Below are 26,249 nucleotides of genomic sequence, written 5' to 3'. Positions count from 1 at the left end.
AACAGATCCATCACGCTGGCACTTCGTCGAGCATCAGACGCTGGCGTACCACGTCGACCAGCTTGTCCGGCTGGAACTTGGAGAGGAAATTGTCGCAGCCAACCTTCTTCACCATCGATTCGTTGAAACTGCCGGACAACGAGGTGTGCAACACCACATACAGACCACGCAGACGTGGATCGTTACGAATTTCGGTGGTCAGGCGATAGCCGTCCATCTCCGGCATTTCCGCATCGGTGAATACCATCAGCAGTTTGTCCGTCATGTTCACGCCGGTATCCGCCCAAGCCTTGAGCATGTTCAGTGCCTTCAGACCATCGCTGGCAATGTGCATTTTCACGCCGAGCTGGCCGAGGGTGTCACGCAATTGCGAGAGCGCCACGTTGGAGTCGTCCACCAACAGGACTTCGCGATCACGGGCGCGTTCCAGCACCGGATCGTCGAGTTTGTCACGCGAGACCTTGGCGTTGTACGGGACGATCTCGGCAAGCACTTTCTCGACATCGATGATTTCCACCAGTTGATCGTCGACTTTGCTGATCGCCGTCAGATAGTGTTGACGGCCAGCACTGGTCGGCGGCGGCAGAATGGCTTCCCAGTTCATGTTGACGATGCGATCCACACCACCAACGAGGAATGCCTGCACCGAACGGTTGTACTCGGTAACGATGATGGTGCTGTTCGGACCAGGTACCAGTGGACGCATACCAATTGCTTGCGACAGGTCGATCACCGGCAACGTCTGCCCACGCAGGTTGACCACGCCGCAGACGAACGGGTGACGCTGAGGCATCAGGGTCAGCTTTGGCAGTTGCAGCACTTCCTGAACCTTGAACACGTTGATCGCGAACAATTGGCGCCCGGCCAGCCGGAACATGAGAATTTCCAGGCGATTCTCACCCACCAGTTGCGTGCGTTGGTCTACCGTGTCGAGAATGCCGGCCATCAATGACTCCTGGGCTTGTTCTGATGAATTCACTAAAAGGGGTTATCGGCGGTCTATGACGAATCTTGATTCCCGCAAAATTCACCATCAAAATGCCACAACGCACCATTGATGTCACATTAACATCATGCTTTACTGGCGCCGTGATTTTCATCTGCTACATTCTTTGCGGCGCGACCTCGGTTTGCACTGTAGGTTCCCGCGCCTAAGGGATTCCCCTAGTAACAATCAGGATCAACCTGATATTCGCAATATCCAATAGCCATTAATGTGACGCCATTCTCATTGCATGAACGGAGTCAGGCTATTGTGTGCGATCGCAGTTCAGTGGCAACAACCCCTCTGGAACCTCTCAGTCTGTGCACCTGCACGTCTGGGCGCGATCTCCCGACGATTCATGATCGTCGTCACACACGGCACTCCCTCACCAGACATGACGTTGTGGAGATAAGCATGCCGATCGACCGTAAAGAGTGGGCGCAACGCTTCCCCGAATTTCTGGTCGAGGCCGAAACACTCCTGGCCAAGTCCGAAGAATGCCTCAGCCATCTACAACTGATCAGCAACGACAAGGACGCCATCGACTGCATGCTCAGCACGCTGCTCAAGCTTGCAAGCAGGGCTGAGGCCCTGGCGCTTGAGGCTATTTCCGAGTTCTCACGGCACATTTACGACTTGCTCAACCCGGTGCAGGACCACGTCGACCTGCACGAACAGGCCCTGGTTGCCTTGAAAGATTGCTTCACGCTGATGGCCTGGCAACTTGAACTGGTCGATCAGAGCACCGGACAACTGAGCCTCGATAAAAGTGAACAGGCCTCGCTGATCGATGCCTTCGCCTTTCAAGTCGGTCAAACTCGGTTTCAGCCAGCCCCCACCGCCAAACGTTTGCCCCTCCTGGCCTTTTCGGAGCGACAGGCCTGATCCGGCGCACGCCATGACTGAAGAGGCCGCCAAATGTCGTGATTGAATAGTTCATGCCTGTCAGCGACAAATCGAATTAAATCATCACACCTGACAGCCATGGATATTTCCGGCTGGGCTCAGGGTTTACCTGTGTGTTGAAACTCAACTTCAGGCACGCAGATATCTATTGAACACAATAGATTGACTTTTCCCATTATGGCAATTGTGCCCGACACCACACATATTCCTGACTTCTCGGACATATATAGCAAGCGCGACCAACGGTATCTTAAGTGGTATTATGCCGCCCATTAGTTGCTCTCAAGTTAATGGCACAGTGACTCCACCTATAGGCACTCCAGCGAAGTTGGCAGCCAAACACGATCACTGAACCGCGTTGAAATCAATAACATAATTGACAGCATTTTCAGACAGAGACCCGCCAGCCACCGGCCGGTCTACCCGCAGCGAACATCCATTGGCTCCATCCGTTATGTACGCCAGTCTCAAGTCAATCACCACATGGCCACCCTCTCGGGAAAACGCCCGCCGGTTCACACTCATCCTTTGTGTCGCGGCCACACTTGGCAGCCTGTTGACCTATGGCTTTTCCGCACACATTGGCCTCGGACTGTTGTTGCTTGAGGTCGCGGCTACCACCTGTGTCTGGGTGCAATATCGGCTGTCACGCAAATCAATCAAATTCCAGCCGCAGGAGCTCGCCGACCGCCTGCTCGAAGTCCAGGAAAACGAGCGCCACCGCCTTAGCCGCGAGCTGCACGATGATATCGGCCAATTGCTGACCGCCGCCAAGCTGCAGAGCGACTGGCTCAAACGGCGGATGCCGGAAGACTTGCAGGACCAATGCACCGCACTGTGCGAAACCCTTGAGGAAACGCTCAACAAGGTGCGCGATGTTTCGGCCATTCTCAATCCTCGCCAATTGACCAGCCTTGGCCTTGAAGCCAGCCTGAGAGCACATCTGCTCAAGACATTGACTCATACAAGCGTGCACTGGAGCCTCGATTGCCAGCAGCGCCTTAACGGCATCCCGGAAGAAATGGCGGTCGCCGCCTTTCGCATCACCCAGGAGGCGGTGACCAATATCCTGCGTCACGCGCAGGCGAAAAATCTGGTGATACGCGTGCAACGCCTGCCAAAGGGCCTGACGTTGCTGATCAGCGATGACGGACGGGGATTTGCCCCTGCCGCCAATCCAGGTCGTGAAGGACAGCGAGGCATGGCCGGGATGGCCGAACGGATCGAGCAATTGGGTGGCACCCTGAACGTTATCAGTGAGCCCGGCAAAGGCACTCGAATCGAAGCACTTTTCCCCTGGGCCCCCCGTGCACTCGAACGGGCCAGTACGAATAAGGTTATGCGTTGACTTGCAACTTACTTCTGGTGGATGACCACTCGCTGATCAGGGCCGGCGTGCGCGCTCTGGTGCTGGATATTCCCGGTTACGCGGTGATTGGCGAGGCCAATGACGGCTCGCAATTGCTCGAAATGGTCGAGCAACTGAGTCCCGATATCGTGCTGCTGGATATTTCCATGAAAGAAACCGGCGGGCTGGAAGCTTTGCAACGGTTAAAGCGCGTGCGTGCGCAGAGCAAAGTGCTGATCCTGTCGATGCACACCGACCCTGCGCTGATCATGCAGGCACTGGAGTCCGGTGCCCACGGCTACCTGCTCAAGGACACCACAGCCACCGAACTCGAGCACGCCCTGGAAGCCTTGCGCAACAACGAGCGTTACTTGAGTCCGGCCATCGCCCACACCGTGATCAACCAGGCGCTGACCCGCAATCAGAAGCAGCAACCGGAAACCGCCGACTCGCACAACCTGACTGCCCGACAGCTGGAAATCCTGCGTTTGATCGTACGCGGCAAATCCACCCGGGAAATCGCCAATGGCCTGGGTTTGAGCATCAAGACTGTAGAGACCCACCGTTCGCAGATCATGAAACGCCTGCAAATCTACGATGTGGCGGGCCTTGTACTGTTCGCCGTGCGCGAACAGATCATCAGTCTGGACGACTGACTGACGGCTTGATGGTCAATAGCGGCGAACTCCTCGGCAGGTGAACCTGCAACGCCGCTGGCCGCGCCTCGAACCGCATGCTGCTGCCTTCCAGCGGCTCACCATCAAGATTGATGTACAGCCCTTCAGCGACCTTGATTTCGACCCAAGGCAATCGGGTTCTGACAAACATGTTGTCGATACCGAAACCATCGCTGAGCAGCGACTTCAAGGTGCCGGCCAACTCCTGTGGTGCGGGCAAGATGCTGATATCAAGCAAACCGTCATCGGCAAGCGCCTGCGGACACAATACATGCCCGCCACCCGCCTGACGCCCGTTGCCGATCCCCAATGCCAGCAACTCGCCGCTCCAGTGAAAATCCGGCCCTTGCAGCTCACCATAAGCAGCATGCAGCTCACTGAACCGCGACAAACCGGTGAACAGATAGGCTGCACCACCCAATACTTTTTTCAGCTCTTCTGAAGTATTGGCCGTAACCTGACTGCCGAAACCGCCGGTAGCCATATTCAGGAAGACCTGCCCGCCCACTTCCCCCAGATCAATGTCACACGGCGGTACATCAAGAAGTTCAAGCGCATTGGCCGGCTCCAGCGGGATCCCTGCTGCGCGGGAAAAGTCGTTGGCAGTTCCCAAAGGCAATAGCACCAGACTGGCTTTGCCTGGATGCGCCGCAAGGGTTTCGGCGATATCGCGCAACGTGCCGTCTCCGCCGCCAGCAATAATTTTCGTGTACCCGTCCGCCAACGCTTGCTCGACCCATCGCTGGGCATCCCCCGCTTCCCAGGTCAGGCGTACCGCCAACTCCCAGCCTTGCTTGCGCTTGTTCTCTACCGCGGTGCGAACGGCCTCGTTGAGTGCCTGCTTGCCATGCAGAACCAACAGCGCCCGGCGTTCACTCATAGCGTCACTCCCTGAATTGAATCGATTGAAACATGTTGACCGCCCTGTCGCGCAAAAAAGCCACAGCAATGACAATTAATTCAATTGCCGGCCGAAGCGTCCTACACAGCGGTACTTTTTCTTACGAAACATGCGGAATCGGCTCAATTGACCACACAGAACAGTTGGGTCACCGTGTGCCGGCGGTATCAATCATCAATCCGACAACACAAGGATGTGCATGTAATGAGTGGAAACTCCCCAAGGTTTTTTAATAGCTCGAAAGATGAAAAAGGTCGCTGGCGTACATTTGAAACAGCAAGTGGATATGTCCATGTCAAGCCATGAAGCCAGAATGCCAGTGAGTCCGGTTGCCCCTCTCGCCGAATGTCGCGCGAGTCACAAGTCCGATTTCAAAAGCAGCACCAAGACCACTGGAGAAACAGATATGGAACCTCGTGTGACCGAGTTGGAAACCCACCTCAAATACATTCGACGGGACATGGACGAAGTCCGAAGTGACGTCAGAACGATCAAACACCGTCTCGCCTACTCGGCGGGCGCAACAGCCGTAGTGCTGAGTCTGTTGGGTTGGGTGGCCAATAGCCGATTCGACCAGCTTGTTGCACTGATCAGCCATTGACCGAACGAAACATTGCAGGCGTCGACAGGATCAGTCGACGCCTGCATTTGCGAAGCAGGGTTCAGCCCAGGAGATCACTCAGCGGAATGAAGACGACCTCGTCTCCTTCGAGCAGAGTGCCCCCCTCCAATACTTCAACCAATCCGTCTGCCCACGCGGCGCTGCGCAACACACCTGAGCTCTGGTTACTGTAGATAGTCGCCCTCCCCTGTTCAAGACGCCCCCGCAAGTATTCACGCCGATTGCCGGCAACAGGCCAGACAAAGCCTGCTGGCACCTTGAACTTCAGGGGGCCGACATCCCGCACGCCTTGGCGCCTCATCAGGTAAGGCCGAGCCAGCAGCGCGAAAGTCACCAACGTCGAAGCCGGGTTACCGGGCAACCCGATAACGGGCACATTGCGGAAATGGCCAAATGTCAGCGGCTTTCCGGGCTTGATTGCCAGCTTCCAAAGGCCCAGTTCGCCCTCTTCTCGCAAAGCGACACCCAGAAAATCAGCCTCTCCCACCGAAACGCCTCCGGTGGAAAGAATCAGATCAACATCCTGCAACTCACCCAAGCGAGCGCGGGTGGCAGCCAGATCATCCGGAAGAATGCCTGCGTCGATCACTTCACAGCCCAGACGCTGTAACCAACTGCACAGCAGCACCCGATTACTGTTGTAGATCTGCCCTGGCCCCAGCGGTTGACCCGGCTCGACCAATTCGTCGCCAGTGGAAATCACCGCCACCCGAACCTTGCGCACAACCGTCAGACCGGCGCAGCCCAGCGAAGCAGCCAAACCTTGCTCAATCGGGCCAAGCCGGGTTCCGGCCGACAGGATCAACTCACCGACCGTTGTTTCCTGGCCTTGTGGGCGAATGTTCTGGCCGATCTTCATCGGTTCGATGAAGCGTACGGTTCCATCAGTCTGAACGTCAGCGTTTTCCTGCATTTCTACGCAATCAGCCCCAGACGGTACCGGCGCTCCCGTAAAGATGCGCGCACAGGTACCGGGTTTCAGAGCTTCGGGAGACTGCCCGGCAAACACCTTTTGACTGACTGGCAGAGGTTCGCCGGTCCAGTCGGCCAGGTTCAGGGCATATCCATCCATGGCGCTATTGGGCCAAGGTGGCAGATCGAGGGGCGAAATCAAATCTTCGGCCAGCACCCGACCTTCGACCAGCGCCAGTGGCAAATACTCATGCTCGACGATTGGCGAGGCCTCGGCCATATCCAGCAAACGCGCCAGCGCTTCCTCGACCGGCATCAGCGAGCCCGTCTTGCCCGGCTTACCCACGGGACTCACAAGGCATCGCCTTTTTCAGATGAGGCACGAAATTGCACGGGCGGTGGCGAGCGTCCAATTGCTCGCCAAGAATGCCATCCCAGCCCGTGCGCACGGCGTTGGTCGAACCCGGCAAGCAGCAAACCAGTGTGCCATTCGCCAGGCCGGCCAGCGCACGGGACTGCACGGTAGAGGTGCCGATATCGGCCACCGATATCTGCCGGAACAACTCGCCAAACCCATCCACTTGCTTGTCGAGCAAGCACGCCACGGCTTCCGGCGTGCTGTCACGCCCCGTGAAACCGGTGCCACCGGTGATCAGCACAACCTGCACGACATCATCGGCGATCCAGTGGGCGACTTGCGCTCGAATTTTGTAGAGGTCATCTTTAAGCAAGACACGCTCGGCCAGAACGTGGCCAGCTGCAGTCAAGCGGTCCACGAAGACCTGACCGGAGGTGTCGGTTTCCAGGGTTCGGGTATCGCTGACAGTCAGAACCGCAATATTGAGCGGCACGAAAGGTACATCAGCCTTGGCTTTCATAGGCTCGTCCAGTTGTAGGGGAAACAGCCCGGTGTTATATCACAGCGCCCCCTTTTTTTGCCGCCCCTCTGGAGAGCAGCCATGACCTTGAAGACGCAACTGCCGCCCTGCTCCATTCTCCTTCTGGCAGGCGGACGCGGCCAGCGCATGGGCGGTCAGGACAAAGGTCTGGTGGAGTGGAGGGGCGACCCGCTGATCGCACATTTGCAGCGCAAGACTCGCCCACTGACTGACGACCTGATCATCTCCTGCAATCGCAATCGCGAGCGTTATGCGCTGTTCGCCGATCAATTGGTGATCGATGACGAGAGCGACTTTCCAGGACCATTGGCGGGCATTCGTGCGGGCCTGAAAGCCGCGCGCCATCCTCACCTGCTGGTATTGCCATGTGATGTTCCGAGTATCGACGCAGCGCTGCTGCACGACATGCGCGAAACCGCCAACCGGCATCCTGACAAACCTTTAATGTTGCGCCACGGCAAGCACTGGGAACCTTTGCTCTGCGTGATTCCGGCCGCCCTTTTACCGGCCTTCGAAGACGCCTGGAACGCCGGTGAACGCAGCCCCGGCCGAGTGATGCGCAGCTTGGGCGCCAATGCCCTGCAATGCCCCGACAACGACCCGCGACTGGCTAACCTGAACACCCCCGACCTGTTAAATTCACACAACACCGTGTCAGACTGACATTATCGAAGGAACTCTGACGTCTTGCGTACGTCTCAAGCTCAGTAACCAAAAGAATTCCCATTCGGAGACACACTAATGACTCAACGGACCCTCGCCACTTTCATGCTCGCACTGGGCCTCGCTACCCTCGCCGGTTGCTCCTCGCCTACAGTGATCACCTTGAATGACGGTCGCGAAATCCAGGCCGTCGACACCCCGCAATACGACGAAGATTCAGGTTTCTACGAGTTCAAACAGCTGGACGGTAAAGAAACTCGCATCAACAAGGATCAGGTTCGTACCGTTAAAGAGCTTTAAGCTCTACGTCGACAACGGATACAGAAAAGCCCGCATTTTCATGCGGGCTTTTTCATGGACACTCAAAAAGTGCGCACGGCGTCACCATTGCAGGGTGATACGACTCTCGAACTCGCGCTCCTCACCTGTTACCGGGTCGATAAAACGAAGTCCTTGCGCCAAGAGTTTCAGCGGATTGGCATAGTCGTCCTCAACGTCTTTCAGCGCATCCGGGTAAAACGGATCGTTGCAGATACTTGCCCCCAGCGCGGTCATGTGGACACGCAGTTGATGCTTCTTGCCGGTCACTGGATACAGGCCGTAGCGCCAGAGATTGCCATTCTTCTCCCGAACCTCGACAGCCGTTTCAGTGTTACTGACTCCCGGCCCCTCCTGCATGCGGAAAAACGGTTCCCCCTCGATCAGGCGGCTCTTATGCACCAACGGGAAGCTCAGTTCGGGCAAGGCAGGGGCAATGGCTTCGTAGCGTTTGTCGATCTGCCGCGTCGGAAATAGCGACTGATACGCCGAGCGGGTTTGTGGATTGGCAGAAAAAATCACCAGCCCCGCCGTATGCCGGTCGATACGGTGCAATGGCACCAGATGGGGATTATCCAGACGCCGGATCAGCCGGCGCAGCAAGGTCTGCTCGACATACTCGCCGGCCGGCGTGACAGGCAGGAAGTGAGGTTTGTCAGCCACCACCAAGTGCTCATCGGCATAGAGAATCGACTCGACCACCGGGATCGGCTTTTCGTCCGGCACCTCGCGAAAGTAGTGAATCCGCAAGCCTTCCTTGTAGGGCAGGTCCACCGCTATTGGCTGCCCCTGACCATCGAGTACCCGCCCCCGGGCGATTCGGTCCAGCCATTGCTCGCGACCAATGGCACTGAAGTGCTCGCACAGACAATCGAGTACGGTCGGCCACTTACCGGGTGGCAGATAAAGCGTGCTGGCCTGATTTTGCGCAGCAGAGAATGTTGATGTGGACATACGAAAATTCGGACCCTCAATGCAGGCTGGCATTATCCCGCAATGAGAGAAGCGAACCTAGCGCAGAATCCTCAGGCGGGAATCGACTTGAGTGCCGCCGCCTCGGTGAACTCCTTGAGCCAGCGCAACACATCGACAGCCTCCCAGCGACCCGGGTCATACAAGGCATAGAGCAAACCCTGATAGCCAACCACATCCAATTGCTTGTGGTAACCGGCGCGCTGAAACAGGGCTTCGATCTCGGCAAAACACGTGTTGAAATGCAATTTGTTGAATGGCGTCTTGCCTTCCGTGACCAGTCCGTCAAGGCGCAATTCGAGAACGGCCTCGCGCACCACGTCAACCGACATCCGGTTCACGCTGTTCTTCAACTGTTCGACATTGACCACAGTTCGTCCCTCTGACCCAATTACTGTATGCCCATACAGTAACCGAATAAACCGTGAAGTGCCAAGGGATGGATTCGCATCGGCGACCAGCGGGATAATCCGGTAAAGCTCCTCAACCAAGGAACGCCGCGACCTCATCGGCACTGAACGGCCAGCCCAGTTCCGCACCGGTGTCGACTCGGCGCAGCACCGGAATCCGCAGGCTATAGGCCTCAAACCAGCGCTCGTCCTCAGCGATATCCACCAGTTCGACAAGCAGGCCGTGCTCGACAAAAGGCATCAATTGGGCTTCAGCGACTTCACACAAATGACACCCCAGGGTGCCGAACAACTGACATTCAGGAGGCATGGTTGCTCAACCAAAATTTAATGAATTTATTCTAGGCCTCCCCTGGAAACCCGTCGAGCCACCACCGCCCAAAGGCTTCAGCGCCTCTTTGGCGTTTCCCTCGCAAAACCCTGACTCATATCAGTTCACGCAATAACCAATTACGCGATGCTTCCGCTCTTTTTGCCTCTACGCTTGAGAAGCCAGAGCCTGACATCGGAGTGCCTAGTGTTTGCCAACCTGCTGATCATCCTCGCCTCGTCCCTCGTGGTGATTGCCCTGTTCCGTCGTCTGCGGCTACCGCCGGTGCTGGGTTACCTGTGCGTGGGGCTGCTGGTCGGGCCGAGCGCATTCGACTGGGTCAACGAGAGTGAACACCTGCCAGACGTGGCCGAACTGGGCGTCGTGTTTCTGCTGTTTTCGCTGGGCCTGGAGTTTTCCCTGTCGAAGATGATCGCGTTGCGCCAGGTGGTGTTTCGCCTGGGCAGCCAGCAGGTGCTTATCAGCGCAGCGCTGCTGGGGCTGCTGCTGATGCTGCTGGGCATGCCGATGACTCCAGCGCTGTTGCTCGGCGCCGGACTGTCATTGTCGTCCACGGCGATCGTGACCAAAGAGCTGGGCAGCCTCGGCGAGGTATTCAGCAGTCATGGCCAGAATGCCATTGGCGTTTTACTGTTTCAGGATGTTGTCGCCGTTTTGCTGCTGACGCTGGTGCCGGTGTTCGCCGGCAGCAGCGATCAAGCATGGTATTGGGCATTGCCGCTGACCCTGGCGAAAACCGGGGTGCTGTTTGTCGGCCTGCTGTTCGCCAGTCGCTGGTTGTTGCCTCGGCTGTTCCATGAAGTGGCTGCTTCACGCTCGGCAGAGTTGTTTGTGCTGTTGGCGCTGGTAATTGTGCTACTGACTGCATGGCTGACTCACCTGCTGGGTCTGTCCCCTGCACTTGGCGCCTTCCTCGCCGGCATGCTGCTGGGTGAAAGCCACTACCGGCATCAGATCGAGGCTGATATCCGGCCCTTTCGCGACATTCTGCTCGGGGTATTTTTCGTCAGCATCGGCATGCTGATCGATCTGCAATTGTTCGTCAGCCACAGCCTGTTGATTCTCGGCCTCACACTCGGATTGATGGTCATCAAGGGCATCGTTGTGGCGCTTCTGGTGAAGTGGCGCGGCAGTGACAGTGAAACCGCCTGGCGCAGCGGTCTGGCCCTGGCACAGGGCGGCGAATTCTGTTTCGCGCTGATGGCGCAGATGCAACAAAACAGCATGATGCCCGACGAATTGGGGGCGCTGCTGCTCGCGGCAACCTTCTGCTCGATGCTACTGACACCATTGTTGCTGCGGGCCGCTCCACGCATCGCTGCGGCCCTGCATCGCAAACCCAACCAGGAAGCACAGATCGAGGAGATCAGCGCGCTCAACGCCGAACTCGACAAGCATGTGGTTATTTGTGGATACGGCCGCGTCGGCCAATCGATCGGCCGCTTCATGTGCAATGCGAAGCAACCCTACATTGCTCTGGATAACGACCCGGTGCGGGTACAGGAAGCCGCATCCGGAGAAAGTGACGTGCATTATGGCGATTGCTCACGCGCAGATCTCCTGACTGCCGTCGGCCTGCTTCGCGCAAGGCTGCTGGTGATTGCGGTGGATCAGAGCGATGTCGCCCTGCGCATCCTCAAGGAAGCCCGCCGGCTCAACGCACATGTACCGATTCTGGTGCGCACCCGCGACGACAGTCAATGGGCCGAATTGAAAGCCGCCGGCGCCACCGAAGTGGTGCCGGAACTGTTGGAATCGAGCCTGATGCTGGCCTCGCACGCCTTGATCATGCTCGGTTTGCCGGCGCATCAGGTACAGGAAAAAGTCGATCTGGTACGCATTGATCGCTATCGCCTGCTGCACGGTTTTTACCCCGGTGCCGACCATGAGGAGACTTAGTCCTGACTCACCGCGCCGATCTTGTGCAATGACAGGTCGGCGCCGTAATACTCTTGTTCCTGACTCAGGCGCAGCCCATGCAACGCCTTGATCACACCGTACACGGCGAAACCACCGATCAGCGCCACCGCAACGCCGAGCGCCGAGCCAATCAATTGGCTGATCAGACTCACGCCACCGAGACCGCCGAGCGCTGTCTGGCCGAAAATCCCGCAGGCAATCCCACCCCAGACGCCGCACAAACCGTGCAATGGCCACACTCCCAACACATCGTCGATGCGCCATTTGACCTGCGCAGCGGTAAAGCACCAGACAAACAGTGCACCGGCAATGGCCCCGGTTATCAGCGCACCGACCGGATGCATCAGATCAGAGCCTGCGCAGATCGCCACCAACCCGGCCAACGGGCCGTTATGCAGAAAACCCGGGTCATTGCGTCCGACGATCAATGCCGTCATGGTGCCACCGACCATCGCCATCAACGAATTGACAGCCACCAGACCACTGACCCCTTGCAGCGTTTGCGCGCTCATCACGTTAAAGCCGAACCAGCCAACAATCAGGATCCACGAGCCCAATGCTAGAAACGGAATGCTCGACGGCGCGAAGGCCACCAGACGTCCTTCGCGATAACGCCCATTACGCGGACCGAGCAGCAACACCGCCGCCAGCGCCAGCCAGCCGCCCATGGCATGTACCACCACAGAACCGGCAAAGTCATGGAACGCCGCACCGAACCGCGCCGTCAGCCAGGCTTGCAGGCCATAGTTGCCGTTCCAGACCATGCCCTCGAAAAACGGATAGATGAACGCCACGATCAGCGCCGTAGCGCACAATTGCGGAACAAAGCGTGCTCGCTCGGCAATGCCGCCGGAAATGATTGCCGGGATCGCCGCCGCAAAAGTCAGCAGGAAGAAAAACTTCACCAGCCCATAACCATGATCGGCGCTCAACACCGCCGCCGGTTGCATGAAGGTCACGCCGTAGGAAATCCAATAACCTATAAAGAAATAGGCCAGGGTCGAGACGGCGAAATCGCTGAGAATTTTCGACAATGCGTTGACCTGGTTTTTCTGGCGGACCGTACCGACCTCCAGAAAAGCGAAACCGGCGTGCATTGCCAGCACCATCACCGCACCGATCAGAATGAACAACGTATTGGAGCTGTGAACCAGCGTGTCCACAGCGCTTTGCAGATTTTCCATAAAGAGGCAGACCTGAGGGCTTAAAAAAGGCACCAAAGCAGTTCGTGCGGGCATTTCATGCACCAAGTTGCGACCAAACTGTCATGAACCCCAGGGGCCGATGAACCACTTTGGCGCACGAGGTCGATGTCCTGACACGAACATGGATTGTTTGAGTTAAGGTTTTCCTGCTTGCGTGCCCAGCAACCGCGCACGACAGCCGGGCGACGCACCACGACACAGCAAAAGTTGTACCAGTCATTTGTACTGAACCTTCGCGCAAGGCTCATACTCGAACGATTCAGACGCCACCTACGGAGATCCACCATGGCTAGCATCAAGGCAAAGACTGCTCAAGAAATCCTGATCAACGACTTCCAGACATTAGTCGCCGACACCGAACGTTTGCTCGAGCACACCGCCAGTCTGGCAGGCGATCAGGCCGATGAACTGCGTGATCAGATCCACGACAGTCTGCTGCGTGCAAGGGAAACCCTGAAACTGACCGAAGACACTCTGCGTGATCGTGGTCAGGCCGCTGTCACTGCCACCGAAGATTACGTGTCGGCCAACCCTTGGCAGTCCGTTGGTATCGCGGCAGGCGTCGGCTTCCTGATCGGCCTGCTGGCCACTCGGCGCTGATCATGTCGATCGGTGAATCCGGCCCGACTGCGGGCACCGCCTCCTCCACGCGGCGTTTGGGCGCTGCCGTCCTTGGCTTGTTGCACAGTCATGTCGAGCTGTTCGGCATCGAATTGCAAGAGCAGAAAGCACGCACCGTCAGCCTGTTGCTCTTTGCAGGCCTAGCGTTGGTGTTTGCCCTGCTGTTGCTGGTCGGTTTATCGACATTGGTGTTGATTGTGTTCTGGGACACCTACCGTCTCCCGGCGATCATCGGCCTGTGCGTGTTCTACACCCTGGCGGCGATCTTCTGTGGGTTGCGCCTCAAGGCTGCGATCTTCGATGAATCCTCGCCCTTCCACGGCACGCTCGAAGAGCTGGCCAATGACCGGGAGCGCCTGCTGCCATGAGCCTGCATGAACTTCCACAGAACAGCTCACGCCGGGAAATGCGCAAAGCGCTTATCCGCCTTCGCATGGAAATGCACCGGCAGGAAATCCGCCATGAAGCGGGTCAGGTGATGCAGCCCCTGCAGCGGATGCGCGGCATGACACAAAACCTGCAGGGTGGCTTGGGCATCAAGCACGCGCCGCTGTGGGGCGTGGCGGCTGTCACACTGCTGGGCTTTATTACCGGCAAAGGCGCGAAAAGCGGCGGCGTCGGGGGGCTGACCCGATTGATTCGTCTGGGCACCAGCCTTGGGCCGCTGATCAAACTGGTCATGCAGGGTTCTGGCAAACGCTGAACGAACGCATCTGGCTACATTCTTGCAATAGCCGCGAGATGAACCTCCTGTATCCGGAGGTTCAATCCTCTCGCGCCTACCCGGTCGACGGGGTTCAGCCAGAACAAGAACGACTAAGGAGGCCCCGTGATCGACGGGCAACCGCTCGCCTGCTTTCAGCCTTTCATCGACACGGCCACCGGACGCATAGCAGGCGTCGAAGCGTTAGGACGCCTGCGTCAGGCTGACGGTCAACTGACCTCGGTCGGGCCATTGTTCGCCGACAGCCGCACGCCTGCCATCGCACTGCGCCGCCTTGATCGGCAGATTCGTGACAACGCCCTGAGTCGCTTGCATGAAGCTCCGGCTGACTGGTTTCTCAGCCTGAACATGTCGCCGCGCTGGATCAGTCGACTGCGCTCCGATCAAGCGCTACCCAGCCTTAAACAACTGACACGACATGATGTTGATCCGCAACGTATCGTGTTCGAAATCACCGAATTGGGGGGCAATGGTGAGCGCCTTGCCGAAGTGGTCGCGCGTTATCGCCAGGCCGGTGCGCGGATTGCCATCGATGACTTTGGCGCCGGTTATTCGCAACTTGATCGAGTACTGGCGTTGCAACCGGATATCCTCAAACTCGACATGCGTTTATTTCAGGCCGCCGCCCTAGGCGGCCCGAGCAGTGATGTGGTGAAAGCGCTTGCACAAATGGCCGAGAAAACCGGCTGCTGGATCATCGCCGAAGGTGTCGAGACCGAAGCCCAACTGAATTTCGCCCTTGAGTGCGGTTCCCGTTACGTGCAGGGTTTTCTGTTCGCCCGGGCCCAGGAAGCCTTCTATCCGACAGACGCTTTTGTGCAGCGTTTTGCCGAGCTACGCCAGCGGTACGTTCATCAGAAACTCGCCGAACGCGCACGGTTGATGCAGATGCGCAAGCAACTCAGTGAATTGATGGCAATCCTGCAACACTGGGCTCAGGCTCACGCGCCACTCAGTGCATTGCCACAACTGGAAGCCTTCCCATGGCTGCTGCGGTTTTATCAATGCGACCGTCATGGCACGCAACTGACCCCCAATCTGGAATGGCGCAACAACGGCTGGGTCGCTGATAACCGGTATCTAGGGCACAACTGGTCATGGCGCCCGTACTTCTACCATTTACTCGCCGAAGGCTGGGAGGAGCGGCGCCTGACCCTCTCCAACACCTACCGCGACGCTACCAGCAACCAGTATTGCCTGACGGCCGGACAGTTTTTCGACAACGGCGAACGGTTACTGTTGATCGACATCGATGCGGCGGGGCTGTAGTTCCGCTTGCAGGTGCCGCCGTGAACCGGGAAGCTAGGGCAATTCAGTCACCAGACGGAGAGAATCAGCCTTGGATTGGCACACCCTGCTCAACCGCGAACGCCTCGGAAAGCCCCTGCACAGCCCGCAAGAGCTCGGCCGCAGCCCTTTCCATAAAGACCATGACCGCATCATTTTCTCCGGCGCCTTCCGCCGCCTGGGTCGCAAGACCCAAGTGCATCCGGTGTCGAGCAACGATCACATCCACACGCGCCTGACCCATTCACTGGAAGTCAGTTGCGTCGGCCGCTCGTTGGGCATGCGCGTCGGAGAAACCCTGCGCAATGCCCTTCCCGATTGGTGTGATCCCGCCGACCTGGGGATGGTCGTGCAATCGGCTTGTCTGGCTCACGACATCGGCAACCCGCCATTCGGCCATTCAGGTGAAGATGCCATTCGCCACTGGTTTCAACAGGCGGCCGGGCGTGGCTGGCTTGATGGCATGAGTGAAGCCGAACGCGCCGATTTCCTCAATTTCGAAGGCAATGCCCAGGGTTTCCGGGTGCTCACGCAGCTTGAGTACCATCAGTTCGACGGCGGCACCCGCCTGACCTACGCCACGCTTGGCACGTATCTGAAATACCCGTGGACAGCCCGTCACGCTGACTCCCTGGGATACAAAAAACACAAATTCGGTTGCTATCAGAGCGAGTTGCCGCTGCTCGAACAGATCGCTCAAAAGCTCGGACTGCCGCAACTGGAAGACCAGCGCTGGGCGCGCCATCCGTTGGTGTACCTGATGGAAGCCGCCGACGACATCTGCTATGCCCTGATCGACCTCGAGGACGGTCTTGAGATGGAGTTGCTGGAATACGCCGAAGTCGAATCGCTGCTGCTCGGACTGGTGGGTGATGATCTGCCGGAAACCTATCGTCAGCTTGGCCCGCAGGATTCGCGTCGACGCAAACTGGCAATCCTGCGTGGCAAGGCCATCGAGCATTTGACCAACGCGGCGGCGCGGGCCTTTGTCGAGCAACAGGACGCACTGCTTGCCGGCACGTTGCACGGCGATCTGGTCGAGCACATGCACGGCCCGGCCAAGCGCTGTGTATTGAACGCCAAGGACATTGCCCGCAAGAAGATCTTTCAGGACAAACGCAAAACCCTGCACGAAATCGGCGCCTACACGACGCTGGAGATTCTGCTCAACTCGTTCTGCGGCGCCGCACTGGAACAACACAACGGGCGCACACCGTCGTTCAAGAGTCGACGTATTCTCGATTTGCTGGGCAATAACGCACCGGATCCGCAAGGTTCGTTGCACACGTCATTTTTACGCATGATCGATTTCATTGCCGGCATGACCGACAGCTACGCCAGCGACATGGCGCTGGAAATGACCGGTCGCTCCAGTCGCTGATTCAGCCTCATTCGGTCGGCATTTAGCCGACCGAATGTCGGGCAATCACTTTCTCTGCTCAATCCCTTATGACACGGGCACACTCAGCAGTTTTATGGCGCGACGTAACGGCAAAACAAACAAAAACAAACAAGCGACGAACCAGCACACTTAAACACCTATAAAAAACCATTAACAACCAACACTTGTAAAACATTCAAGCCGAACTATAAGCCACTGCATTCCCTGTACATCCTTACGCCAAACCTAGTTCGACCGTAGTACCTTTCCTCATTAATTGTAGGAATAATCCGATATCGCGACTGAAGCCAAGTCAGTTCATGCGAGCCTTCATCTATCTGGGCTAAGGTGCGCGCTTTATTGGTGCTTGTATGGGATTTGATTATGAACTCCGTTTTTATTGTCGACGATCACCCGGTCATCCGTCTCGCCGCTCGCATGCTGCTGGAACATGAAGGTTATAAGGTCGTCGGAGAGACCGACAATGGGGTCGATGCCATGCAGATGGTGCGCGAGTGCATGCCGGACCTGATCATTCTCGACATCAGCATCCCAAAACTCGACGGTCTGGAGGTACTGGCGCGATTCAACGCCATGAGTTCGCCGTTGAAAACCCTGGTACTGACCGCGCAATGCCCGACTTTATTCGGAATTCGCTGCATGCAATCCGGTGCGTCGGGCTATGTATGTAAACAGGAAGACCTAAGCGAATTGGTCAGTGCTATAAAGGCGGTACTTTCCGGTTACAACTATTTCCCCAGCCAAGCGTTGAATCCGGTTCGCAGCGACGATATTCGTTATACAGAACTGGAACTCTTCAAGTCCGTCAACGATCGCGAGTTGATGGTATTGCAACTGTTTGCCCAAGGGCGCACCAACAAGGAAATAGCCAAAGGCATGTTTCTCAGCAATAAAACCGTCAGCACCTACAAAAAACGCCTTATGCAGAAACTCAAAGCCAAATCCCTTGTAGAGCTTATCGAGATGGCCAAACGTAACGCACTCGTGTGAGAGCCAGCATGCCCAGTCGTTTAAAAGACTATTTAATTGCGTTGAGTGCCGGTCTGTTCTTGAGCAGCAATGTGTTCGCCATGCCTTTTGATTCACCGGACTATAACTTGCTCAGCCGCTCGGCGAGCGAATCGGTGCCAGTGGCACTCGAACAGTCTCAACGACAGTGGCTGCAAACCCGTAGCGAGCTGATACTGGGCACCTCTGCCCCCGATTACCCCCCCTTCGACATGACCGCCAGCGGTCGCGATTACGAGGGGCTGACCGCCGACTATGCAGGGCTTCTCAGTCAAACCATCGGTTTGCCGATCCGGGTCAAACGCTTTCCCTCCCGAGAGGCCGCGATTCACGCGCTCATCGACGGCCAGGTTGACCTGCTGGGTACGGCGAACGGGTTCGAAGCCAGTAATGCCGACATCGCGCTATCCGAACCGTACGCAATTGATCAGCCAGTGCTCGTTACCCGCGAAGACGAAAACCGCTCCCTGACCGAAGGCCTGGCAGGCCTGCGACTGAGCATGGTGTATCACTACCTGCCGCCCCCTGACGTCAAGATGCTTTATCCCAAAGCGCTCATTACCTGTTATCCCTCCTATCAAAACGCGATCAACGCCGTCGCATTCGATCAGGCCGATGTATTTATCGGTGACACGCTTTCCACCCATTACATGATCAACAAGGGCCACCTGAACAACGTCCGCATGGCTAATTTCGGCAAGCAGGAAGCCCTCGGATTCAGCTTCGCCGTACGGCGTAACAATCCGCAATTGCTGGGCATCATCGACGCCGTGCTCAAAGCGGTTCCACGCAGCGAACGGGACAACATCGCCAAACGCTGGAGCGCCGGCAGCGACCTGCTCCTCACCGATCAGAAGCTGCAATTGACCAGACGCGAAGAAACATGGCTCAAACAGCATCCCGTGGTGAGTGTGGTGGTGAATGAAGCATACGCGCCGCTGACCTTCTTCGACGGCGACGGCAATTTTCGAGGAATCAGCGCAGACCTTCTCGAACTGATCCGCCTGCGCACCGGCTTGCGCTTCGAGATTCATCGCAGCCGTAACGACGCACAGATGATCAAACAGATCGACAGCCATAAGGCCGATCTCATAGCTGCACTGCTGCCAACTGCCGAGAGGGAAAAAACCCTGAACTTCAGTCGGCCCTATCTGGAAAACTCTTACGTCTTGCTGACTCGCAAAAGCGCTGACAGCCCGACCAATCTGGGTCAGCTCAAAGACAAGCGACTGGCGATTGCCCAAGGCAATCCGATGGTCGAGTATTTGCGACGCGAGTTCCCACGTATCCAGTTGATCGAAACAGAAGATACATTCAGCGCCGTCTCGCTACTGGCCGAAGGTCACGTTGACGGCGCGGTGAATTCATTGGTGATCGCCAACTACTTCATTTCTTCGCGGATCTTCGAGCGCGCGTTGCAAATCACCACCACCATCGGCACCGGTCAGGCAGCGTTCTCCCTGGCAACTGCCCGTGATAACAAGGAACTGGGTTCGATCATCAACAAAGCGTTGCTGAGCATTGCCCCCGAAGAACTCGGCGTGATCAACGGCCGGTGGCGCGGTTACTCCAGCGCCTCGCAGAACATCTGGCGCAACTATCAGCGCCTGTTCTATCAAGTGATCACAGGAGCCTGCCTGGTCCTGCTGCTCCTGCTGGCCTGGAACGCCTACATGCGACACCAGATCAAACAGCGCCAGGCAGCCGAGCGAGCCTTGAGCGACCAGTTCGAGTTCATGAGCTCACTGGTCAACGGCACACCACACCCGATCTACGTTCGCGACCGCAAAGGTCTGTTGCAAAGCTGCAACGACAGCTACCTCGAAGTGTTCAATGCCAGACGCGAGGACGTTATCGGCAAAAGCGTCATGCAGGGCACTCTGAGCAACGCCTTCGAAGCCCAGGCGTTTCAAGCCGATTACCAGCGCGTAGTGAACGAAGGCATTCCCCAGTTACTGGATCGTCCCCTGCACATCGGTAACCGCCGGCTGACGATCTATCACTGGATCATCCCGTATCGCGACTCCAGCGGCGAAGTGAAAGGCATCATCGGTGGCTGGATCGACATCAGCGAGCGTCGCCAACTGTTCGACGAGTTGCGCACCGCCAAAGAGCAGGCAGATGAGGCGAACCGTGCCAAGAGCACTTTTCTTGCCACCATGAGTCACGAGATCCGCACACCGATGAATGCTGTGATCGGTATGCTCGAGCTGACGCTCAAACGCATGGATCAACAGCATCCGGACCGTTCATCGATCGACACTGCCTACCATTCAGCCAAGGATCTGTTGGGCTTGATCGGCGACATTCTCGACATCGCACGGATCGAATCCGGACGCCTGAGCCTTTGTCCGGAACGGGTCAATCTGGTCGACACGGTGGCGTCTGTCGCCAGAATTTTCGACGGCCTCGCCCGGCAGAAAAATCTGGCCCTGCAAATCATCTTCAATCCGCCGGATCTGGCGGTCGACGTGCAGCTGGACCCACTGCGCTTCAAGCAAGTGCTGTCCAACCTGATCAGCAACGCCATCAAGTTCACCGAGCGCGGACATATCAGGATCACTCTTGACCTCATGAGCACGGAGGTGCCGGCTCGTGCGCTGATGCAACTGACCGTACAGGACAGCGGCGTCGGTATCAGTGCCGAGGATCAGCAGCGTTTGTTCGCACCCTTTGCCCAGGCGGAGAACAGCCATCAGCAGGCCAGAAGCGGCGCAGGTCTGGGCCTGGTCATCAGTCGCAATCTGTGCGAAATGATGGGCGGACAACTGCAATTGAGCAGCCAGCCCGGTATCGGCACTCAGGTATGCATTTCCTTGCCGCTGGAAACCTTGCCGGCCCAGGTGAGTACGGCCCGAAGTGAACCCCCTGTCAAAACTTCGCTGGCGCCCCTGCGCGTACTTGTGGTGGACGATCACCCTGCCAACCGCTTGTTGATGTGTCAGCAACTGGAGTTCCTCGGTCATCACTTCAGCATCGCCGAGAACGGTCGCTGCGGACTTGAACTGTGGAAGGATGGCCGGTTCGACCTGGTGATTGTCGACTGCAACATGCCCCTGATGAATGGCTATGAACTGACCCGCGCCATTCGCCAGCAAGAGCTGCAGAGCCGCTGCCCACCCTGCACGGTGCTGGGCTTCACCGCCAATGCACAACCCGAGGAGATACAACGTTGCAAACAGGCCGGCATGAACGATTGCCTGTTCAAACCCCTGAGCCTGAGTCTGCTCAGCCAGTGGCTCGATGGCATCGTCCCGGTTTCACCCTCGCCAGCATTCAACCTGCAAAGTCTGAACATGTTGACCGGCGGCAATCCTGCACAGGCTCGGCGGCTGCTGGTTGAACTGCTCAAAAGCAGCCGTCTCGACCGACAGGAACTGCTCGCGTTGTCGCCGCAAGACAATCCCGGAGCCTTGGCCGTGGTCGCTCACAAGATCAAAGGCGCCGCGCGCATCGCTCAGGCAACACGCGTAATCGAATGCTGCGATGCCCTTGAACAGGCCTGCGCACAGGCATTGGCAACGGACGAGATCGCCCGCCGTTGCGAGGCGAGCAACCGGGCAATACTCGAACTGGAGCAAGCCTTGCAACAACAATTAGCATTGTCCGATCAAGGCACAATGAGCGTGCCTTAACTATGCTTGGCGCTGAGCAGTGAGTTAACCATCAAGGAGAACCGGAAATGCCCAGCCCACTGCGCCCGCAACAACGCCGGTTCCCGCTGCACGTGCACATCAGTGTCATGTTCACGTTTCTGCTGTTGCTCACGGGCGTGGTGCTGGGACTGTTCAATTATCGCCAGACGACACAGATCATCCTGTCGAGCAGTGAAAAACTGTTCAACAGGATCGAGCAGGACGTGCGCCTGGACATGTCCGCGACCTATCAGCCAATCCGGCACCTGTTGAGCCTGCTGGCGGACAATCCCGCCACACAGGCCATGCGTCTTGATCAACGCTTGCCGCTGCTCAGACCGTTCAGCCAGTCGCTCACGGACAACCCGAACCTGGCCTCGCTCTATCTGGGTTATGCCAATGGCGATTTTTTCATGGTCCGCCCGCTACGCACCGCTGCCTTGAAGACATTGCTCAAGGCACCGGAAGCGGCGGCGTATCAGGTCTGGAGCATCGAGCATGACCCGCAGGGCAAGATGCATTCGCAATCGCTGTTCTTCGACCTCGCCCTGACGCCAATCAGCCGCCAGGACAATACCGAAGACGCCTACGATCCGCGCAGCCGCGCCTGGTTCGTCGACGCCCGCCAGCAAACCGAGCAGATCACCACCCAACCCTATGTGTTTTTCTCCACCCACAATGTCGGCACCACGCTGGCCCGACGCAGTGGCGAGAATGCGGTGATTGGCGCTGACCTGACATTGGCCGCCCTGTCTGCCACCTTGAGCAAGCATGTCGTCACGCCTTCTACCGAAATTGTCCTGTTCGATGCCAACGGCAATGCCGTGGCTTATCCCGATAGCAGCCGCCTGATCGTCGATGACCGCACCGCGCATCTGGCCAGGGCGGCCGACTTGAGCCCCAGCCTCCATGCGCTGCTGTCTGGTGCACACACGGGCAATCGACTGGAAGCGAACGGCCGGCAATGGATCGTCGCACGCAGCAGCATTCAGGAAGGCGGCCCGAAAGGTTTGCAATTGGCGTTGCTCGTACCGGAAGACGAACTGTTGGTCGATGCCTATCGCATGCGCTGGCAAGGTGCGTTGATCACCCTGGGCACCTTGTTGTTGTGCCTGCCATTGGGTTGGGTGATCTCGCGTATTCTGGTCAAACCGCTGCATGCGCTGGTAAAGGAAGCGGACGCGATCCGCAGTTTCGATTTCAACTTTCCACTGGCCCGGCGCTCTCCGGTACTTGAAGTCGACCAATTGAGCGTGTCGATGGCCCGAATGAAAGATACCCTGGCAAGTTTCTTCCGGATAACCGACACCCTGGGGGCCGAAACCCGGTTCGCACCGCTGCTGCAACGGGTACTGTTCGAAACGGTGCAGATCGCCCAGGCTCAGGCAGGGCTGATCTATCTGCGTGAAAACGATGACAGCCGCATGGAGCCTTACGGGCTGGTGATCAATGGCACACCTCAAGCGTTGGAGGCGTTCGATATTCAGGGGCACGACCTGCACGAGAGCCAAGGCCCTGCATGGTTTGAACAATTGGTCAGCACCGACAATGTGGTGAGCAACATGGGTGTCGATCAGGCCGGGGATCTGCAGAAAGTCTTGCTGGCAATGGCCTCGCCGCGCATCCATCTGATCGGCATCCGCCTGCACAACCGCCATAACGAAACCATCGGGCTGCTGATCCTGCTGATCAACGACAGCGGCACCCCGGCCGACCTCGAAAAACTGCGGCCCGACCGCATTGCCTTCCTGCAGGCAGTCTCCGGTGCAGCGGCTGTGAGTATCGAGAGCCAACGCCTGCAAGCCAGACAGAAACAACTGCTCGATGCATTCATTCAGTTACTCGCCGGGGCCATTGACGCCAAGAGCCCCTATACCGGCGGGCATTGTCAACGAGTGCCAGAGCTGACCCTGATGCTCGCCCAGGCCGCTGCGGCGAGCCAGGCGCCCGCCTTCAAGGCCTATCAACCCACCGAGGATGAATGGGAAGCCTTGCACATTGCCGCGTGGCTGCACGACTGCGGCAAGGTCACGACGCCGGAATACGTGGTCGACAAGGCCACCAAACTGGAAACCCTCAACGACCGCATCCACGAAATCCGCACCCGTTTCGAAGTGCTCAAGCGCGATGCCTGGATCATTTACTGGCAGGCCCTGGCCCTGGGTGGAGACGAAACCTCACTGGCCGAACGACGCGATGCAACCCTGTACGCACTGGACGAAGACTTTGCCTTTGTGGCCCGCTGCAACCTGGGCAGTGAAGCGATGGCCGAAGCGGATCTGCAGCGCCTGCATGATCTGTCCCAACGCACATGGGTGCGGACGCTGGATGACCGTTTAGGCGTGTCATGGGAAGAAAACAAGCGTCAGGCGAAAACACCAGTGCAGAGTTTGCCAGCACACGAAAAGTTGCTGGCGGACAAACCCGAACATTTACTTGAACGCGACGCAAACGAGTTGATTGCGGACGACAATCCGTGGGGCTTCAAGCTGGATGTACCGCGCTACAAATACAATCGCGGCGAGCTGTACAACCTGAGCATCGTGCGCGGAACCCTGACCCGCGAAGAGCGCTACATCATCAATCACCACATGGTGCAGACGATCATGATGCTCAGTCACCTGCCCTTCCCCGGCCACCTCGACAGCATTGCCGAAATCGCGGGTGGCCATCATGAAAAAATGGACGGCACCGGTTACCCGAAACGCCTTAAGCGCGAAGAGATGAGCCTGCCAGCAAGAATGATGGCGATCGCCGATATTTTCGAGGCACTCACTGCGGCCGATCGTCCCTACAAGAAAGCCAAGTCCTTGAGCGAGGCTCTGGGGATCATGGCTACCATGTGCCGCGAGGCGCACATCGATGCGCAGTTGTTTGGATTGTTCATCAACGACGGCGTGTACATGCAGTACGCCGAACGTTTTCTCGACCCCCACCAGATTGATTCAGTGGATACGGCCAGCCTGTTGCAAAAGGCCGGCCTTGGCGCGTGATCAGCAGTCGGTCAGGCGCAGGAAGATCGCCGCCAGTTGCTCGATACCCGTCTGATCGGTGGCGCCAAATCGCGCAAGCTTCGGGCTGTCGAGGTCAAGAACACCGATCAGGCGCCCCTCCTTGACCAGCGGCACGACCAGTTCACTGTTCGAGGCGCTGTCGCAGGCGATATGACCGGGAAACGCGTGAACGTCTTCAACCCGCTGGGTCTGCAAGGTTGCCGCCGCTGCACCGCAGACACCGCGCCCGAACGCAATACGCACGCATGCGATCTGGCCCTGAAACGGGCCGAGCACCAGCTCTTCGTGGCGATTGAGGTAGAAACCCGCCCAGTTCAGATCCTCGAGCTGGTTGAACAGGAACGCGGAAAACTGCGCAGCGTTGGCGATAAAATCGCGCTCATCGGCCAGCAGCGACTCCAGTTGCGCGGCCAACATGCCATAACCTTCGAGGCCCTGGCCGCTTTGTTGCAAATCAATCATGCCTTGTGCTCCAACAATTTCAGTCCCACCCAATAACGGGCGAATTGGTACGCGCAACGTCCGTTGCGATTGCCGCGGCCGGTGGCCCAACGCACGGCAAGGATGTCCAGTGCTTCGTCGCGCTGCCAGCTCAGGCCAGCCTTGGCGGCCAACTGGCCGATCCAGTGTTCGACAACATTCAGGAAGTGTTCTTGGGTAAACGGATAAAACGACAGCCACAGACCGAAACGATCCGACAGCGCGATCTTGTCCTCCACCGCCTCACTGGGGTGCAGTTCGCCGTCGACGCGTGTCCAGTTTTCGTTGTCGCTTTCCTTCTCCGGCACCAGGTGACGGCGATTGGACGTGGCGTACAGCAAGACGTTGTCCGGCGCCTGCTCCAGCGAGCCGTCAAGCACGCTTTTGAGAATGCGGTAATCACCTTCACCGGATTCGAACGACAAGTCATCGCAGAACAGCACAAAACGTTGCGGCAGTTTGGCAATCTGCTCGACCACGCGCGGCAAGTCGGCCAGATGGTCGCGCTCGATCTCGATCAGGCGCAGGCCGGCCTTGGCGTGCTCGGCGAGCAACGCCCGGACCAGCGAGGATTTGCCGGTGCCGCGCGAGCCCCAGAGCAAAGCGTGGTTGGCCGGCATGCCGTCGAGGAATTGCCGGGTGTTGCGCCCCAGTTGCTCAAGCTGACGGTCAACACCGATCAGGTCGGACAGCCGCATGTCGAGGCTGACCTCCAGCGGCAGCAGAAAACCGCTGCGTCCGTCACGCTGCCAGCGCGCAGCCAGGCAAGTCCCCCAGTCGATGACAGGACGAGGCACCGGCAACAACGGTTCGATCCGCGCCAGAACAGACTCGGCACGTTCAAGAAAAGCATTCAATCGGGAATCCACGTCTTCTCCTCGGGCCCTTTCACAGTGATGATGGCGATCCAGCGACGACACTCAGATCAAAACTCCCGCGCCGAGCCTTGTTACAAGGCGATTCGGGAACCTCGGTATCCGTACATGATCGACTATGCTTGAGCAGCGAA

Annotated in this window: 25 protein-coding genes; 15 read left to right on the top strand and 10 right to left on the bottom strand. The window is 57.7% G+C overall.

Annotated features, from left to right (window positions below):
- Positions 1-10: 10 nt before the first annotated feature.
- Positions 11-946 (bottom strand): chemotaxis protein CheV, encoded by a 936-nt coding sequence (locus AACY02_RS06370; protein WP_339431226.1) that lies wholly within the window; start codon positions 944-946, stop codon positions 11-13.
- A gap of 453 nt (positions 947-1,399) precedes the next feature.
- Between AACY02_RS06370 and AACY02_RS06365 the strand changes: the two genes are divergently transcribed.
- The 3 genes from AACY02_RS06365 (at position 1,400) to AACY02_RS06355 (ending at position 3,895) form a co-directional block, all read left to right on the top strand.
- Positions 1,400-1,870: a hypothetical protein gene (locus AACY02_RS06365; RefSeq protein WP_339431225.1), complete on the top strand. Its 471-nt coding sequence runs from the start codon at positions 1,400-1,402 to the stop codon at positions 1,868-1,870.
- A 475-nt stretch (positions 1,871-2,345) separates the two neighbouring features.
- On the top strand, positions 2,346-3,239 hold the full coding sequence (locus tag AACY02_RS06360) for a sensor histidine kinase (protein WP_339431275.1): 894 nt from the start codon (positions 2,346-2,348) through the stop codon (positions 3,237-3,239).
- Complete coding sequence (locus tag AACY02_RS06355) at positions 3,236-3,895, top strand: response regulator transcription factor (protein ID WP_339431224.1); 660 nt, start codon at positions 3,236-3,238, stop codon at positions 3,893-3,895. Before AACY02_RS06360 ends, AACY02_RS06355 begins: the two co-directional genes overlap by 4 nt.
- On the opposite strand, the gene yegS is transcribed toward AACY02_RS06355, so the two are convergent.
- Positions 3,879-4,796 (bottom strand): lipid kinase YegS, encoded by a 918-nt coding sequence (yegS, locus tag AACY02_RS06350; RefSeq protein WP_339431223.1) that lies wholly within the window; start codon positions 4,794-4,796, stop codon positions 3,879-3,881. The genes AACY02_RS06355 and yegS overlap by 17 nt on opposite strands.
- A gap of 313 nt (positions 4,797-5,109) precedes the next feature.
- On the opposite strand from yegS, the gene AACY02_RS06345 reads away from it, so the two are divergent.
- Positions 5,110-5,418, top strand: coding sequence for a hypothetical protein (locus AACY02_RS06345; protein ID WP_339431274.1), 309 nt, complete (start codon positions 5,110-5,112; stop codon positions 5,416-5,418).
- A gap of 61 nt (positions 5,419-5,479) precedes the next feature.
- Here AACY02_RS06345 and AACY02_RS06340 read toward each other — a convergent pair whose 3' ends face one another.
- Together AACY02_RS06340 and moaB are read right to left on the bottom strand one after the other, a co-directional pair.
- Positions 5,480-6,706 carry a molybdopterin molybdotransferase MoeA gene (locus tag AACY02_RS06340; protein ID WP_339431222.1) on the bottom strand — a complete coding sequence of 409 codons (1,227 nt, stop codon included), beginning with the start codon at positions 6,704-6,706 and terminating at the stop codon, positions 5,480-5,482.
- Positions 6,690-7,229: a molybdenum cofactor biosynthesis protein B gene (gene moaB / locus AACY02_RS06335; protein ID WP_339431221.1), complete on the bottom strand. Its 540-nt coding sequence runs from the start codon at positions 7,227-7,229 to the stop codon at positions 6,690-6,692. Before moaB ends, AACY02_RS06340 begins: the two co-directional genes overlap by 17 nt.
- Before the next feature lie 81 nt (positions 7,230-7,310).
- On the opposite strand from moaB, the gene mobA reads away from it, so the two are divergent.
- Positions 7,311-7,913 carry a molybdenum cofactor guanylyltransferase MobA gene (gene mobA / locus AACY02_RS06330; protein ID WP_339431220.1) on the top strand — a complete coding sequence of 201 codons (603 nt, stop codon included), beginning with the start codon at positions 7,311-7,313 and terminating at the stop codon, positions 7,911-7,913.
- Positions 7,914-7,991: 78 nt separating this feature from the next.
- Complete coding sequence (locus AACY02_RS06325) at positions 7,992-8,213, top strand: YgdI/YgdR family lipoprotein (RefSeq protein ID WP_339431219.1); 222 nt, start codon at positions 7,992-7,994, stop codon at positions 8,211-8,213.
- A gap of 81 nt (positions 8,214-8,294) precedes the next feature.
- Here AACY02_RS06325 and AACY02_RS06320 read toward each other — a convergent pair whose 3' ends face one another.
- The 3 genes from AACY02_RS06320 to AACY02_RS06310 form a co-directional block, all read right to left on the bottom strand.
- Positions 8,295-9,185: a pseudouridine synthase gene (locus tag AACY02_RS06320; RefSeq protein ID WP_339431218.1), complete on the bottom strand. Its 891-nt coding sequence runs from the start codon at positions 9,183-9,185 to the stop codon at positions 8,295-8,297.
- A 71-nt stretch (positions 9,186-9,256) separates the two neighbouring features.
- Positions 9,257-9,574, bottom strand: coding sequence for a transcriptional regulator (locus AACY02_RS06315; protein WP_003226726.1), 318 nt, complete (start codon positions 9,572-9,574; stop codon positions 9,257-9,259).
- Positions 9,575-9,686: 112 nt separating this feature from the next.
- A complete protein-coding gene (locus AACY02_RS06310) occupies positions 9,687-9,923 on the bottom strand; it encodes a glutaredoxin family protein (protein ID WP_339431217.1) in 237 nt (78 codons plus the stop codon).
- Positions 9,924-10,130: 207 nt separating this feature from the next.
- On the opposite strand from AACY02_RS06310, the gene AACY02_RS06305 reads away from it, so the two are divergent.
- Positions 10,131-11,843, top strand: a complete 1,713-nt coding sequence (locus tag AACY02_RS06305; protein WP_339431216.1) for a cation:proton antiporter — start codon at positions 10,131-10,133, stop codon at positions 11,841-11,843.
- Here the strand turns inward: AACY02_RS06305 and AACY02_RS06300 are convergent.
- Positions 11,840-13,048, bottom strand: coding sequence for an ammonium transporter (locus AACY02_RS06300; protein ID WP_339431215.1), 1,209 nt, complete (start codon positions 13,046-13,048; stop codon positions 11,840-11,842). The two genes, AACY02_RS06305 and AACY02_RS06300, sit on opposite strands and share 4 nt — an antisense overlap.
- A gap of 306 nt (positions 13,049-13,354) precedes the next feature.
- Here AACY02_RS06300 and AACY02_RS06295 point away from each other — a divergent pair, with 306 nt between their 5' ends.
- From AACY02_RS06295 to AACY02_RS06260, 8 genes are all read left to right on the top strand, one after another.
- Positions 13,355-13,669 (top strand): DUF883 family protein, encoded by a 315-nt coding sequence (locus AACY02_RS06295; protein WP_339431214.1) that lies wholly within the window; start codon positions 13,355-13,357, stop codon positions 13,667-13,669.
- Between the two features lie 2 nt (positions 13,670-13,671).
- Complete coding sequence (locus AACY02_RS06290) at positions 13,672-14,058, top strand: phage holin family protein (RefSeq protein ID WP_221729181.1); 387 nt, start codon at positions 13,672-13,674, stop codon at positions 14,056-14,058.
- A complete protein-coding gene (locus AACY02_RS06285) occupies positions 14,055-14,393 on the top strand; it encodes a hypothetical protein (RefSeq protein ID WP_339431213.1) in 339 nt (112 codons plus the stop codon). The genes AACY02_RS06290 and AACY02_RS06285 overlap by 4 nt, the downstream gene beginning before the upstream one ends.
- Positions 14,394-14,519: 126 nt before the next feature.
- Positions 14,520-15,683, top strand: a complete 1,164-nt coding sequence (locus AACY02_RS06280; protein ID WP_339431212.1) for an EAL domain-containing protein — start codon at positions 14,520-14,522, stop codon at positions 15,681-15,683.
- A 70-nt stretch (positions 15,684-15,753) separates the two neighbouring features.
- Complete coding sequence (locus AACY02_RS06275) at positions 15,754-17,082, top strand: deoxyguanosinetriphosphate triphosphohydrolase (protein ID WP_339431211.1); 1,329 nt, start codon at positions 15,754-15,756, stop codon at positions 17,080-17,082.
- A 384-nt stretch (positions 17,083-17,466) separates the two neighbouring features.
- Positions 17,467-18,093: a response regulator transcription factor gene (locus AACY02_RS06270; protein WP_339431210.1), complete on the top strand. Its 627-nt coding sequence runs from the start codon at positions 17,467-17,469 to the stop codon at positions 18,091-18,093.
- An 8-nt stretch (positions 18,094-18,101) separates the two neighbouring features.
- Complete coding sequence (locus AACY02_RS06265) at positions 18,102-21,746, top strand: transporter substrate-binding domain-containing protein (RefSeq protein ID WP_339431209.1); 3,645 nt, start codon at positions 18,102-18,104, stop codon at positions 21,744-21,746.
- 47 nt (positions 21,747-21,793) lie between these two features.
- Positions 21,794-24,739 (top strand): HD domain-containing phosphohydrolase, encoded by a 2,946-nt coding sequence (locus tag AACY02_RS06260; RefSeq protein WP_339431208.1) that lies wholly within the window; start codon positions 21,794-21,796, stop codon positions 24,737-24,739.
- Here the strand turns inward: AACY02_RS06260 and AACY02_RS06255 are convergent, their stop codons facing one another.
- Both AACY02_RS06255 and AACY02_RS06250 read right to left on the bottom strand, forming a co-directional pair.
- A complete protein-coding gene (locus tag AACY02_RS06255) occupies positions 24,740-25,222 on the bottom strand; it encodes a GAF domain-containing protein (protein ID WP_339431207.1) in 483 nt (160 codons plus the stop codon). It lies immediately after the preceding gene.
- Positions 25,219-26,109: an ATP-binding protein gene (locus AACY02_RS06250; protein ID WP_339431206.1), complete on the bottom strand. Its 891-nt coding sequence runs from the start codon at positions 26,107-26,109 to the stop codon at positions 25,219-25,221. The genes AACY02_RS06255 and AACY02_RS06250 overlap by 4 nt, the downstream gene beginning before the upstream one ends.
- Positions 26,110-26,249 lie beyond the last annotated feature (140 nt).

The sequence above is a fragment of the Pseudomonas sp. EA_65y_Pfl2_P78 genome (assembly GCF_963970495.1).
GTDB lineage: Bacteria > Pseudomonadota > Gammaproteobacteria > Pseudomonadales > Pseudomonadaceae > Aquipseudomonas > Aquipseudomonas baetica_A.
The sequence above is the reverse complement of the archived record's forward strand: the minus strand, read 5'-3'. Positions and strand labels throughout refer to the sequence as shown.

Excerpts from the sequence above, each read along its gene's own strand:
- AACY02_RS06270 (WP_339431210.1), top strand. The coding sequence starts at position 17,467 with ATGAACTCCGTTTTTATTGTCGACGATCACCCGGTCATCCGTCTCGCC.
- AACY02_RS06290 (WP_221729181.1), top strand. The coding sequence starts at position 13,672 with ATGTCGATCGGTGAATCCGGCCCGACTGCGGGCACCGCCTCCTCCACG.
- AACY02_RS06360 (WP_339431275.1), top strand. The coding sequence starts at position 2,346 with ATGTACGCCAGTCTCAAGTCAATCACCACATGGCCACCCTCTCGGGAA.
- AACY02_RS06260 (WP_339431208.1), top strand. The coding sequence starts at position 21,794 with ATGCCCAGCCCACTGCGCCCGCAACAACGCCGGTTCCCGCTGCACGTG.
- AACY02_RS06255 (WP_339431207.1), bottom strand. The coding sequence starts at position 25,222 with ATGATTGATTTGCAACAAAGCGGCCAGGGCCTCGAAGGTTATGGCATG.
- AACY02_RS06320 (WP_339431218.1), bottom strand. The coding sequence starts at position 9,185 with ATGTCCACATCAACATTCTCTGCTGCGCAAAATCAGGCCAGCACGCTT.
- AACY02_RS06365 (WP_339431225.1), top strand. The coding sequence starts at position 1,400 with ATGCCGATCGACCGTAAAGAGTGGGCGCAACGCTTCCCCGAATTTCTG.
- AACY02_RS06325 (WP_339431219.1), top strand. The coding sequence starts at position 7,992 with ATGACTCAACGGACCCTCGCCACTTTCATGCTCGCACTGGGCCTCGCT.
- AACY02_RS06265 (WP_339431209.1), top strand. The coding sequence starts at position 18,102 with ATGCCCAGTCGTTTAAAAGACTATTTAATTGCGTTGAGTGCCGGTCTG.
- AACY02_RS06345 (WP_339431274.1), top strand. The coding sequence starts at position 5,110 with ATGTCAAGCCATGAAGCCAGAATGCCAGTGAGTCCGGTTGCCCCTCTC.
- AACY02_RS06295 (WP_339431214.1), top strand. The coding sequence starts at position 13,355 with ATGGCTAGCATCAAGGCAAAGACTGCTCAAGAAATCCTGATCAACGAC.
- AACY02_RS06370 (WP_339431226.1), bottom strand. The coding sequence starts at position 946 with ATGGCCGGCATTCTCGACACGGTAGACCAACGCACGCAACTGGTGGGT.
- AACY02_RS06300 (WP_339431215.1), bottom strand. The coding sequence starts at position 13,048 with ATGGAAAATCTGCAAAGCGCTGTGGACACGCTGGTTCACAGCTCCAAT.
- moaB (WP_339431221.1), bottom strand. The coding sequence starts at position 7,229 with ATGAAAGCCAAGGCTGATGTACCTTTCGTGCCGCTCAATATTGCGGTT.
- yegS (WP_339431223.1), bottom strand. The coding sequence starts at position 4,796 with ATGAGTGAACGCCGGGCGCTGTTGGTTCTGCATGGCAAGCAGGCACTC.
- AACY02_RS06310 (WP_339431217.1), bottom strand. The coding sequence starts at position 9,923 with ATGCCTCCTGAATGTCAGTTGTTCGGCACCCTGGGGTGTCATTTGTGT.
- AACY02_RS06285 (WP_339431213.1), top strand. The coding sequence starts at position 14,055 with ATGAGCCTGCATGAACTTCCACAGAACAGCTCACGCCGGGAAATGCGC.
- mobA (WP_339431220.1), top strand. The coding sequence starts at position 7,311 with ATGACCTTGAAGACGCAACTGCCGCCCTGCTCCATTCTCCTTCTGGCA.